Genomic DNA, 11,809 nt, shown 5'->3' with positions numbered 1-11,809 from the left:
GGTGTTCAGGTTTTTGCGGGGATCACTTCCAGCACCCGAATCACCTCCGCCGACGGATAGTGCCAGCGCACATCCAGGTCCCAGAACTGCGCGCCATACTCCCGCTCCGGCGCGGGTGTCTGGTAGGCCGGGCGTGGATCCTGCGCCAGGCATTGCTCGATCAGCTCAACTAGCGGCTCGGCAAGACGCTGAGCATGGCCATGGGCCTGCTGCAGGGCAGTGTCCGTCCACTGCACGGCAATCAACTGTGGCGCGGCGCTGGCGATGCTGTTGGACGCACTGTCGATAATGTCGGCGTAGGGCACGTAGGGTTTGATGTCGAGTACTGGCGTACCGTCGAGCAAGTCGATGCCGGAGATCAACAGGCGTCCGGCCTCGACCTTGTCCAGCTTCACCACCGATTGGCCAATGCCGTTTGGCCGGTGGGTCGCGCGGGTGGCGAACACACCCATGGACTTGTTGCCGCCCAGGCGCGGCGGCCGTACCTTCAATCGCGGCTTGTCTTCGAGGGCCTGGTGGAACAGAAACAATAACCACACATGGCTGACCTGCTCCAGGCCTTGTACCGCGTCACCTTGATCGAACGGCGCGAGCAGTTCCAGCACCCCGCGCGCGGCCGGGGCCAGTTGCGGCTGGCGCGGGATGGCAAACTTCTCCTTGAAGCAGGAGCGCACGAAGCCGATAGGGGAGACGCCGTAGGCCATGGTCAGCGGTTATTGCGGGCGCACGCGCAGGGTCAGGCCCTTGAGGAAGTTGCGCAGCAACTGGTCGCCGCACGGGCGGTAATTGGTGTGGCCGAACTTGCGGAACAGCGCGCTCAGCTCAGGCTTGGACACCGGGAACTCGGCGGCCTTGAGGATCGCGTGCATGTCGTCTTCCTTCAGCTCGAACGCCACGCGCAGTTTCTTCAGAATGATGTTATTGGTCACCGGCACTTCGATCGGCTGCGGCGGACGGCTGTCGTCCTTGCCGCGCTTGAAGATCACCAGACCATCGAGGAAGTGCGCCATGACTTCGTCCGGGCAACGCACGAAGCCTTCTTCGTCTTCCTCTTTTTTGTCGAGGTAGGTCAGCAGATCCTCCAGGCGCACGTCCATGCCGCCGAGCTTGATGATCTCGATGACTTTCTTGTCGCTGATGTCGAGCATGTAGCGCACGCTGCGCAGTACGTCGTTATGAATCATGGTGTGCAATCCTGATAGTCAGCAGTGGCGCCGCACAAGGCGCGGCGCTGAAAAGTAGGGTGGCGTGAGAGGTCTTAAAACTTCTCTTTGCCGGACAGGTAGCGCCATTGGCCGACCGGCACTTTGCCGATGGACACGCCGCCGATACGGATGCGCCGGATGGACACCACTTTCAGGCCGACGGCCTGGCAGAACAGGGCGATCACCCCGGGTTGCGGGTTCTTCATGGCAAAGCGCAGACGGTTTTCGTTCTGCCAACTGGCTTTGACCGGCGGCAGTTCCTTGCCTTTGTAGGTAAGGCCGTGGTTCAGGCGATTGAGGCCGTGGGCCACCATGTCGCCTTCGACTTCCACCACGTATTCCTGCTCGATCTTGGCCGCGTCGGCGGTGAGCTTGCGCAGGATTTTCCAGTCCTGGGTGAACACCAGCAAACCGCTGGCATTAGCCTGCAAGTCGGCGCTGGCGGTCAGGCGCAGGAAGTGGCCCTTGAGCGGGCGCTTGCTGAAGCTGTGCTCCTCGCTCAGGCTGCCGGCGCCCAGGGTCAGCATGGCGCTGTCGACATCGATGCCGGCCGGGGCATTCAGCAGAATGGTCACCGGCTCGGGGGCGGAGGCCTTGGCGTCCTTGTCGAGCTCGACCTTCTGGTTTTCGACCTTGAACTGCGGTTCGTCGATCACTTCGCCGTCCACGGTGACCCAGCCGCCCTCGATGAACAGCTCAGCCTCGCGACGGGAGCAGCCGACGAGTTCGATGAGGCGTTTGGAGAGACGAATCGGGTCAGTCATGACAGGGCCGTAACAAAAAAGGGGTGGGCATTGTACCTGCCTGGCGCCGGTTTATCCCGGCTCCATTTCACCGTTTGGCTTTTCGTGGGCGCGAGCTTGCTGGCGAATGCGATCTGTCAGCCAGGATTGATGCTGAATGACAAACCCCTTCGCGAGCAGGCTCGCTCCCACAGTGTCGTGTGTCAGCCGTGGCCGGCCATCGGCTGGCTTCGGCGCAAACGCATGTGCAGCAACGGATAAGGCTGGCCCATTCCGTCATGCTCGGACCGACCCACCACCTCGAATCCTTGCTTGAAATAAAACCCCAGCGCCTGCGGGTTTTGCTCGTTGACGTCCAGTTCATCGGCGTTCAGGTGTTGCAGGGCGTAGTGCAGCAGTTGCCTGCCAAGGCCTTCGCCACGGTGCTGCGGGTCGATGAACAGCATTTCGACCTTGCCCGCCGCTACTCCGGCGAACCCGGTAATGCGTTGGCGCGCGTCTTTGGTGCAGATCAGCATCACCGCGTCGAGATAGCGGGTCAGCACCAGGTTTTTCAGTAAAAGGATGTAGCTTTCCGGGAGGAAGTCGTGGGTTGCTCGCACCGAAGCTTCCCAAACCGCCGTCAATTCCGGGTAATCGCTTTGTTTCGGTGTGTGGATAACCGCGTATTGGCGCATCGCCGCCGGCCCCTGTGCTGTTGATGGCACGCGATCCCTCGCGCTCAAGGCAAACGATAGTCAAAAAAAAGCCCCGCAGCTCGTTCAGCGTGCGGGGCTTTCAATTTTTTACAGATTAGATCTGTTCGGCCCACAGGTCGTATTCGTCGGCGTCGGTGACCTTGCACCAGACTTTATCGCCCGGCTTGAGATTGCTGCCGTTGTCGATAAACACGTTGCCGTCGATTTCCGGGGCATCGAAGAAGCAGCGGCCCACCGCGCCTTGCTCATCAACTTCGTCCACCAGCACTTCGATTTCGCGGCCGATGCGCAGTTGCAGGCGCGCCGAGCTGATCGCCTGCTGGTGCGCCATGAAGCGCTCCCAGCGGTCCTGCTTGACGTCGTCCGGCACGATGGCCGCGTCCAGCAGGTTGGCCGGGGCGCCTTCGACCGGCGAATACTGGAAGCAGCCGACGCGGTCGAGTTGCGCTTCGGTCAGCCAGTCCAGCAGGTACTGGAAGTCTTCCTCGGTTTCGCCGGGGAAGCCGACGATGAAGGTCGAACGGATAATCAGGTCCGGGCAGATCTCTCGCCAGTTCTTGATCCGCGCCAGGGTCTTGTCTTCGAACGCCGGGCGTTTCATCGCCTTGAGCACTTTCGGGCTGGCGTGCTGGAACGGGATGTCGAGGTACGGCAGGATCTTGCCGGCGGCCATCAGCGGGATCAGCTCGTCGACGTGCGGGTACGGGTAAACGTAGTGCAGGCGCACCCACACGCCCAGGCTGCTGAGGGCTTCGCAGAGTTCGGTCATGCGGGTTTTGACCGGCGCGCCGTTCCAAAAACCGGTGCGGTACTTGACGTCGACGCCGTAGGCGCTGGTGTCCTGGGAGATCACCAACAGCTCTTTGACGCCAGCCTTGACCAGGCGCTGGGCTTCGTCGAGCACATCGCCCACCGGGCGGCTGACCAGTTTGCCGCGCATCGACGGGATGATGCAGAAGCTGCAGCTGTGGTTGCAGCCTTCGGAAATCTTCAGGTACGCGTAGTGGCGCGGGGTCAGCTTGACGCCTTGCGGCGGCACCAGGTCGATCAGCGGGTTGTGATCCTGGCGCGGTGGCACGACGTCGTGCACCGCATTGACCACTTGCTCGTACTGCTGCGGACCGGTCACGGCCAGCACGCTCGGGTGCACGTTGCGGATGTTGCCTTCTTCCACGCCCATGCAGCCGGTGACGATCACCTTGCCGTTTTCTTTGATCGCTTCACCGATCACTTCCAGGGATTCAGCCTTGGCCGAGTCGATGAAACCGCAAGTGTTGACCACTACGACGTCGGCGTCCTGGTACGTGGATACCACGTCATAGCCTTCCATGCGCAGTTGCGTGAGGATGCGCTCGGAGTCGACCAGTGCTTTCGGGCAACCCAGGGATACGAAGCCAACCTTGGGATTGGCCGGCGCGGTAGTGGTGGACATGTCTAACCTCGGTTTGGGTGACGCCTCCAGCCAGTGACGGCGAGGCGACAGACGGACGCTATGTTGCGTCTCTGGTCAAAAAGTGCGCAATTCTAGCGATGGCACGTCCACTTGACCAGCTTTATGCAGGGAAATACGACGAGTGCTGCGCTATGCTTCGCGCCTTTACGCCTTGCTGTAATTTCGCAGTCAAGAAAACGTCTGTAACCGTAAGTAAAACAGCGCATGCTGAGATGTGAAGCATAGCGCTTCTTATAAAGCGTCCAGTCTGAGCAGTGGGAGTGGTGGATGGGTCAGGCAAGTAGTCAGGTGGCGGACGGCGGGCATTCGGCAGCCAAACCGATCGGTATGCTGGTCGCGGCGGTCGGGGTGGTTTACGGCGATATCGGCACCAGCCCGTTGTACACCCTCAAGGAAGTGTTTTCCGGCGCCTATGGTGTACCGGTCAACCATGACGGGGTGCTGGGAATTCTGGCGTTGATCTTCTGGTCGCTGATCTGGGTGGTCTCGATCAAGTACATGATGTTCGTGCTGCGCGCCGATAACCAGGGCGAGGGCGGCATCATGGCGTTGACCGCGCTGGCCCGGCGGGCGGCGGCGGGGCGTCGGAGGCTGCGTACGCTCCTGGTCGTGTGCGGGCTGATCGGCGCGGCGCTGTTTTACGGCGACAGTATGATCACCCCGGCGATTTCCGTGCTCTCGGCCATTGAAGGCCTGGGGCTGGCGTTCGACGGCATTGACCATTGGGTGGTGCCGCTGTCGCTGGTGGTGCTGGTGGCGCTGTTCTTGATCCAGCGCCATGGCACTGCGCGTATCGGCATTCTGTTCGGGCCGATCATGGTCACCTGGTTCGTGGTGCTCGGCGCTCTGGGTGTGTACGGCATCATGCAGCATCCGGAAGTGTTGCAAGCCATGAACCCTATGTGGGGCGTGCGCTTCTTTATCGTCCATCCGGGCATGGGCGTGGCGATCCTCGGCGCGGTAGTGCTGGCGCTGACCGGTGCCGAAGCGCTCTACGCCGACATGGGCCACTTCGGCCGCAAACCGATTGCCCGCGCGTGGTTCATCCTGGTGCTGCCGGCGCTGGTGCTCAACTACTTCGGCCAGGGCGCGCTGTTGCTCGGTGACCCTGAAGCGGCGCGCAACCCGTTCTACCTGCTGGCGCCGAGTTGGGCGCTGATCCCGCTGGTGGCGTTGTCGACCATGGCCACGGTGATCGCCTCGCAAGCGGTGATTTCCGGCGCATTCTCCCTGACTCGCCAGGCGATCCAGCTCGGCTACATCCCGCGCATGCACATTCAGCACACCTCCAGCGCCGAACAGGGGCAGATTTACATCGGTGCGGTGAACTGGTCACTGATGGTCGGCGTGGTGTTGCTGGTGCTGGGCTTCGAATCATCCGGCGCACTGGCCTCGGCCTACGGCGTGGCGGTGACCGGGACCATGTTGATGACCACGATCCTGGTGTCGGCGGTGATTCTGCTGTTGTGGAAATGGCCACCGCTGTTCGCGGTGCCGTTGTTGGTCGGTTTCTTGTTGGTAGACGGTCTGTACTTCGCCGCCAACGTGCCGAAAATCATCCAGGGCGGGGCCTTCCCGGTGATCGCCGGTATTGCGCTGTTCGTGCTGATGACCACCTGGAAGCGCGGCAAGCAGTTGCTGGTCGAACGCATGGACGAGGGCGGCTTGCCGCTGCCGATCTTCATCAGCAGCATTCGCGTGCAGCCGCCGCACCGGGTCCAAGGCACCGCGGTGTTCCTCACCGCCCGCCCGGACGCCGTGCCCCACGCCTTGTTGCACAACTTGTTGCACAACCAGGTGTTGCACGAGCAGGTGGTGTTGCTGACGGTGGTCTACGAGGACATCCCGCGCGTACCGCCGACCCGGCGCTTCGAGGTGGAATCCCATGGCGAGGGTTTTTTCCGGGTGATCCTGCACTTTGGCTTCATCGACGAGCCGGACGTGCCGCAGGCGTTGAAGTTGTGTCATCTGGATGATCTGGATTTCAGTCCGATGCGCACGACGTATTTCCTCAGTCGCGAGACGGTGATTGCCTCCAAGCTCGAAGGCATGGCGCGCTGGCGCGAGGCGTTGTTTGCGTTCATGTTGAAGAATGCCAACGGGAATTTGCGGTTTTTTAATTTGCCGTTGAATCGGGTGATTGAGTTGGGGACGCAGGTGGAGATGTAGGCGGCGATTGTGTTTTTTGTGTGTATATCCGTTGCTGCGGTAATGGCTGCTTATGGTTTCGCTCTTACAGCGAGTCACCTTTTACAAACGCCTAAAAGGTAACCCAAAACGCTCGCCCCAATGTACGGCCCCTCGCTGTGGCTCGGGGTCCCTTCGCTCCGGCATTCATCCGGGGGCATCGCCCTCCGGTTGGCTTCGCTGGCACCTACATGCGATGAGTTCGACTGCGTCGAACGGCGCTGCGCGCCAATCCCCGGATAAACGCCTCCACTCAGCCTCCCAACGGGGCGGGTGGATCAAGATCAAAAGCGCGGCGAGCTGACACTCGACCTGATGGGGTGTCCGCAGCTATTGCGGACATCCCGGAACCCTGTGAGAGCTGGCTTGCCAGCGATGGCGGCCTCACAGCCAACCAATCACTGTCAGATGTACCCAAATCAAACCTGTGGGAGCTGCGGTGCGACGATTCGACTTGCCAGCGAAAGCGGCCTGAAAGCCGACTACCTACTGTCGGATGTACCTAAGGCCTAAAAGTGGGAGCGAGCCTGCTCGCGAAGACTGACTCTCAGTCGACGATGTTTATCGATCAGTCCCATCTACAGAACTTTCCCACACCTTTTTCAGGTCGACGGTCGGACGCGGCGTCTTTAACCTTTTTCTGTCGCCGCGAATTTGGCGACCGGACTTGACCGTCCGAATACATCAAGGCGCACCAGTGCTCCAGGCTTGTCTCAGGCGATTTTTTTTCGTCTGAGGTATCGTGTCGCGGCGGCTGTGCGTGGGACACCTTCGGGTGTGCCGGATTCCTTGATGTCCGGTCGGTCAACCCGCGTACAGCTGCCACTTTTTCGTTTGACCGCGCAGGGTGGTGGCTCCACTCATCAAGGAGCTTCACATGATCAAAGAAACCCCAAATCCCCCCGAAGCAGAAACCGATTTCCTCGAGTCCGATCCTGGCTCTCCCTATGTTGGCTTCAACAGCAAGAAACTCCACGATGCTGCGCTTCGCGCCCTTGATCATTACCTGGCGCCACCCGCTAAGAAACAGGCGCAGGCTGATCGTCGCTCAAGCACGATTTTTGTGATCAGTCCCAGCATCGATACCGAGACATTGCTCGCCCACACCTGCGAAACCCTGGCCTCGCTCAATGTCATGGCCAGCGACTTGGCATTCGACCTTCAGGGCCCATCGCGAAGTACGGCGCTGGCGATTCAGCAAATGGTGTCGTTGGCGGAACTGGCGGTAAACCGGATGCTGGATAACGTCGAGCCGGCAGTGTGATGACCGTTCACCCCGATTAGGCGACCACGAAAAAGCCCCCGGTACCTTACGGCCATCGGGGGCTTTTTCATTCGCGGTGTCAGTTCAATCTTCAGCGACGGTGCTATTGGTCTGGCGTTTTTTGATCAGTTCAACCAGACGTTGGGCCAGCGCCGGGTAGTTCTCGTCGAAGTGGTGGCCGCCCGGCAGTTTCACAGCTTCGCCGACAGCGGTTTTGTCGGTGCAGCCGCTTTCGTCGGCTTCTTCTGCACCGTAGATGCACACCACTTTGGCGGCGGGCAGTTTGGCCATTTCCGGGCCGGTAGCGGCTTCTTTGCCAGCGTTGCCGAGCCAGCCTTCGACTTCGATTTCGAAGCTGCCGGTGCGGGCGAAGGCCAGCAGGATGATTGCATCTACCCGTTGCTGCTCGGACTCGGCCAGGCGATTGTAGATGGCTGGCAGTACGTCGGCGCCGAAAGAGTAGCCGGTCAGGATGAAGCGTTTGGTGCCCCATTTCTGCCGGTAGTGCTGCATCAGTTCGGTGAGGTCGAGTGCACTTTGTTCCGGGCTTTTGTGTTGCCAGTAGTAGCGCAGGGTGTCGATGCCGACCACCGGGTAGCCGATTTTCGCCATCTCGCCGGCCACGTCTTTGTCCAGGTCGCGCCAGCCGCCGTCGCCGGAGAGGAAGAGGGTCACGGTGTCGTTGGACTGCCCGGCCGGCACTTCGACCACGGGGATCTGCAGGCCGCCGGCGGCTTTATCGCCGCCCACCAGGATCTTGCGCAGTTCGTTGTTCAGCACTTGTGGCAAGTTAATGTCGTAGTCGCTGATGCTGGTTTCCGCATTCGGCTGGTCACGTACAAAACCGGCGCTGGTGTCGTCCGGGTTGTCGTTCCACGCCACCAGCCAGTGACCATGGGCCGAGCTTTTTGGCAGTAGGTGGGTGCAGCCGGGTTTTTCTAGGGCCAGGTCGACGGACACGGCTTGCGCCTTGTCGTCTTTCTGTTCCGCCAACCAGCGCCAGGCCAGCACCGCGCCGGGGCCGATGCCGCTGACCAGGGTGGCGGGGCCTTTCAGCTCGCGTTGGGCCGCTTGCAGGGCGCGGCTTTGCAGCAGGCATTCCTTGGGTAGTATCACTTGGACGATTTGCGCCGACGCGCTGCGGCTCAGGGTCATGAGTTGCGCGTCGCTGAGTTTTTGCTCGGCGTTCACTGCGACAATCACCTGCGCCTTGGGCGTAGTGCCGGGGATAACCCGAGTCATGGCGGCGCCGTCGGCCGGTGTCAGTTGTTCGAGGGTCGGCGCCGGGGCCGGGCGTTTCAGGTACCAGTACACACCGCCCAGGATCAGGGCCAGCACCACCAGCGTGGCCAGGATGTACCGCAAGGAGCGTTGAATCATCAGCGTTTCACCAATCCAGTCAAGCCGCCCGCGATCAGGGCAGCAGTGTCGGCCAGCGCCACCAGCGGATCGAGTCCGGCGGGCACGGCCATATAACGGGGTTCCCAGTCAGGCTGGAATTTGTCTTTGAAACGGCGCAAGCCTTGGAAGTTGTAGAGCTGCTCACCCCGGCGGAACACCATCGAGCCCAAACGCTGGGTCAGCGGCGCGCCGCGCCGGGGTTGCAACCCCGACAACGGCACCATGCCCAGGCTGAAGCGTGCGTAGCCGTGACTCTTATAGTGTTGAATCAGGCCGACCATCATGAATTCCATCGTCAGCTTGGGCGCCTCGGGGTGGGCGCGCATCAGGTCGAGACTGGCCAGGTCATGGCCGTAGGTCTCCAGCAGGTTGGCGAAGGCCACCGGGCGCCCTTCGAAACGAATCACTGCGACCCGGAAGTGCTTGATGTAGTCATCGCTGAAACGGCCGAGGGAGAAGCCTTTCTCGCGCACGTTCTTTCCCGTCAGCCAAGCGTCGGAAATCACTTTCAACTCGTCCATCGGCGCCTGGCCCGGTTCGTGAATCTCCAGCGACAGGCCATCGCGGGTGCCACGGTTCCAGGTGTAGCGCAGGTCTTTCATCTCTTTGCCCTTGGCTTCGAGATCAAAGCGCTTGAGGTCGACCCGCGCTTCTTCGCCGAGCTTGATCGCGGTCAGGCCGATGTCCATGTAGTACGGCAGGTTCTCCGCGCGCACCTGGTAGAACACGGGGCGGGCGTGATGGATGTCGCACAGGTCGCGGAACTGCCAGATCATCTCGGCGCGCTGTACGCTGGGGCCGATCGGGTCGTACAGCGCCACCAGGCTGCGGCCACGGCGGGCATACATCAGGAAGGCTTCGTCATTGGGGTGGAACAGCAGCGCCTTGTCACCGGTCAGCGCCAGGCCGCCGTCGGGCTGGGCCGAAGCCATGAGAATCTTCTGCGCGCGTTCCAGTTCATCCGGGGTCGGCAAATGGATCACCGGACGCGCGGTGCGCAGCAGCCAGGTCAGCGACACCACCACCAGCAGCACCAAGGCACCCAACAACGAGCGCAAGCCGCGGGGGGCGTCGGCGTCGAGGGTGAACTGCCACCACAGCTGATGGCTGTACGGCACGTCTTGATAAGCGAACAACAGCAACCACACCGACGCGCCGAGGACGCACAGGCTGGCCACCAGATACAGCGGCGAGAACGGCAGTTCGGTCAGGCGGCTCGGGCGGTAAAACGAGCGGCGAAACACCCCCAGCAGGCTTGCGGTGAGGGTCATCAGGCAGGCTTCTTCCCAGTCAAAGCCCTTGAGCAGCGAGAGCAGGGCGCCCACCAGCAGCAGAATGGTGGTCAGCATCCACGCCGCCGACAAGCGCCGCCGCAGGCCCTGGGCCAGCAGCAGGCAGAGCACGCCGATCAGGCTGGCGCCAAAGTGCGAGGCATCGACCAGGCGATGGGGGATCAGGAAGCCGATGTGTTCCAGGCGCGTGTCGATTTCCGGCGTAGCCCCGGAAAACAGCAGCACCACGCCGGACAGGAACACCAGCACCGCCAGGATCGGCGCCGCCAGCCCCGACGCGGCGCGCAGTGACTGGCGCGATTGAAACAGGCGCTGGCCTTCGTTGATCAGCAGGAACATACACGCCACCAGCAGCGGCAGCACCACGTAGATCAGGCGATAGAGCAGCAACGCGGCGGCCAGCGGCGCGGCGCCAAGGGTGTCAGCAAACGCCGCCAGCAGAATCGCCTCAAACACCCCGACGCCACCGGGCACGTGGCTGAGCACGCCGGCAGCCAGCGCCAGCAGGTACACCAGCAGGAAAGCGCCGAAGGGCGGGGCTTCCGGCAGCAGCAGGTAAAGGACGGTGGCGGCGGCTGCGACGTCGAGGGCGGTGATCAGCAGTTGCAACAACGTGAGGCGTCGACCCGGCAGGCGCAAGGTGCGGCGGCCGATTTGCACCAGCAGGTTGTCGGCGAGCGGTTGTTCCGGCAAGCGCCGACGGTACAGGCCGACCGCCAGAACGGCCGTAAGGAGCAGCACGCCGACCGAGACCAGGCCGAGCAACATCTCGGACAAGCCCAGCGCGGTGGAGGCGGCGGGCAGGTTGCTCAGGGTCGCCAGCGCGGCGAGCGGTGGCAAAGCGCAGCCCAGCGAGAGGCTGGCGAACAGCGTCATGCGCGCCACATCGGAGGCGCCGAGGCCATTGCGTGCATATAAACGGTAGCGCACCGAACCGCCCGAGAGCATCGACAGGCCAATCGCGTTGCCGATCGCGAACGCGGTAAACCCACCCAGGGCGAGGGTGCGCGGTGCGAGGGTCACCCCGGCATAGCGACTGGCCGACCATTCATAACCGAGCAAAATGATGAAGCCGATCACCGTCGCGGCCAGCGCGCCCAGCAGCGCGGGCTTGGGCACTTCGAGAATCGAGTCGTGCAGCGCGTACAGGTCGAGTTCGCTCAACAGGTGGCGGCAGGCAATCAGCGCAATCGCGAACAGCAGCAAGGTGACCGCCAGCCCTATAGGCTGGCGGTACTTGCTGACCAGATCGAGCAGGCGTAAACGCTGGGCCTTGATCGGTTGGGTCGCGGTGACGGTGTCTTGTGGATCAGACGAGTTGGCGCGCATCAATCACCTCTTGGATTGTGCGCGACAGGATGGAGGTATCGAGCCAAGTTACCAATCCCTGTAGAAAAAAATAATTACAAATATTAACGCTTCTCGCCGGGTGGCGCCGACCGGTGTGGGCCGTCGTCGAGTGACTTTCCCGGTCTTCAGCATAGTCGCTGTGGCGTCAGCAGTCGGCGTTGGAAAAACCTGCGCCAGAGTGACAGCTCTTTGTTGCGAAAGGACTTTTTCATCAGA

At 61.8% G+C, this 11,809-nt stretch carries 10 protein-coding genes; 2 read left to right on the top strand and 8 right to left on the bottom strand.

The genetic code is table 11. The features are described 5' to 3' along the window. Window positions 1-5 precede the first annotated feature (5 nt). The 5 genes from tsaA to rimO form a co-directional block, all read right to left on the bottom strand. Window positions 6-704: a tRNA (N6-threonylcarbamoyladenosine(37)-N6)-methyltransferase TrmO gene (gene tsaA, locus RG836_RS23560; protein ID WP_310849996.1), complete on the bottom strand. Its 699-nt coding sequence runs from the start codon at window positions 702-704 to the stop codon at window positions 6-8. Window positions 705-713: 9 nt separating this feature from the next. Beyond that, window positions 714-1,184, bottom strand: a complete 471-nt coding sequence (locus RG836_RS23555) for a YehS family protein (RefSeq protein ID WP_310849995.1) — start codon at window positions 1,182-1,184, stop codon at window positions 714-716. A gap of 74 nt (window positions 1,185-1,258) precedes the next feature. Continuing rightward, window positions 1,259-1,969, bottom strand: a complete 711-nt coding sequence (locus RG836_RS23550; RefSeq protein WP_310849993.1) for an rRNA pseudouridine synthase — start codon at window positions 1,967-1,969, stop codon at window positions 1,259-1,261. 182 nt (window positions 1,970-2,151) lie between these two features. Next, window positions 2,152-2,625: a GNAT family N-acetyltransferase gene (locus RG836_RS23545; RefSeq protein WP_310849998.1), complete on the bottom strand. Its 474-nt coding sequence runs from the start codon at window positions 2,623-2,625 to the stop codon at window positions 2,152-2,154. 115 nt (window positions 2,626-2,740) lie between these two features. Further along, on the bottom strand, window positions 2,741-4,078 hold the full coding sequence (gene rimO, locus RG836_RS23540; RefSeq protein WP_310849991.1) for a 30S ribosomal protein S12 methylthiotransferase RimO: 1,338 nt from the start codon (window positions 4,076-4,078) through the stop codon (window positions 2,741-2,743). A 288-nt stretch (window positions 4,079-4,366) separates the two neighbouring features. On the opposite strand from rimO, the gene RG836_RS23535 reads away from it, so the two are divergent. Further along, window positions 4,367-6,268 carry a potassium transporter Kup gene (locus tag RG836_RS23535; protein ID WP_310849989.1) on the top strand — a complete coding sequence of 634 codons (1,902 nt, stop codon included), beginning with the start codon at window positions 4,367-4,369 and terminating at the stop codon, window positions 6,266-6,268. A gap of 895 nt (window positions 6,269-7,163) precedes the next feature. Next, a complete protein-coding gene (locus RG836_RS23530; protein ID WP_310849988.1) occupies window positions 7,164-7,550 on the top strand; it encodes a DUF6124 family protein in 387 nt (128 codons plus the stop codon). 84 nt (window positions 7,551-7,634) lie between these two features. Here the strand turns inward: RG836_RS23530 and RG836_RS23525 are convergent, their stop codons facing one another. From RG836_RS23525 to RG836_RS23515, 3 genes are all read right to left on the bottom strand, one after another. Continuing rightward, on the bottom strand, window positions 7,635-8,930 hold the full coding sequence (locus RG836_RS23525; RefSeq protein ID WP_310849986.1) for a virulence factor family protein: 1,296 nt from the start codon (window positions 8,928-8,930) through the stop codon (window positions 7,635-7,637). Continuing rightward, window positions 8,930-11,572, bottom strand: coding sequence for a bifunctional lysylphosphatidylglycerol flippase/synthetase MprF (gene mprF / locus RG836_RS23520; protein ID WP_310849985.1), 2,643 nt, complete (start codon window positions 11,570-11,572; stop codon window positions 8,930-8,932). Before mprF ends, RG836_RS23525 begins: the two co-directional genes overlap by 1 nt. A gap of 48 nt (window positions 11,573-11,620) precedes the next feature. Then, a partial coding sequence (locus RG836_RS23515; protein ID WP_310849984.1) for a hypothetical protein occupies window positions 11,621-11,809 on the bottom strand: 189 nt, incomplete at its 5' end.

It is taken from the genome of Pseudomonas rhizozeae, from assembly GCF_031583775.1.
Lineage (GTDB): Bacteria > Pseudomonadota > Gammaproteobacteria > Pseudomonadales > Pseudomonadaceae > Aquipseudomonas.
Note: the sequence above shows the minus strand (reverse complement) of the source record. Positions and strands in the feature narration are given on the sequence as shown.

What these genes read in the sequence shown, in the direction of transcription:
- tsaA (WP_310849996.1), bottom strand. Translation starts at nt 704, where the DNA reads ATGGCCTACGGCGTCTCCCCTATCGGCTTCGTGCGCTCCTGCTTCAAG.
- RG836_RS23555 (WP_310849995.1), bottom strand. Translation starts at nt 1,184, where the DNA reads ATGATTCATAACGACGTACTGCGCAGCGTGCGCTACATGCTCGACATC.
- RG836_RS23550 (WP_310849993.1), bottom strand. Translation starts at nt 1,969, where the DNA reads ATGACTGACCCGATTCGTCTCTCCAAACGCCTCATCGAACTCGTCGGC.
- RG836_RS23545 (WP_310849998.1), bottom strand. Translation starts at nt 2,625, where the DNA reads ATGCGCCAATACGCGGTTATCCACACACCGAAACAAAGCGATTACCCG.
- rimO (WP_310849991.1), bottom strand. Translation starts at nt 4,078, where the DNA reads ATGTCCACCACTACCGCGCCGGCCAATCCCAAGGTTGGCTTCGTATCC.
- RG836_RS23535 (WP_310849989.1), top strand. Translation starts at nt 4,367, where the DNA reads ATGGGTCAGGCAAGTAGTCAGGTGGCGGACGGCGGGCATTCGGCAGCC.
- RG836_RS23530 (WP_310849988.1), top strand. Translation starts at nt 7,164, where the DNA reads ATGATCAAAGAAACCCCAAATCCCCCCGAAGCAGAAACCGATTTCCTC.
- RG836_RS23525 (WP_310849986.1), bottom strand. Translation starts at nt 8,930, where the DNA reads ATGATTCAACGCTCCTTGCGGTACATCCTGGCCACGCTGGTGGTGCTG.
- mprF (WP_310849985.1), bottom strand. Translation starts at nt 11,572, where the DNA reads ATGCGCGCCAACTCGTCTGATCCACAAGACACCGTCACCGCGACCCAA.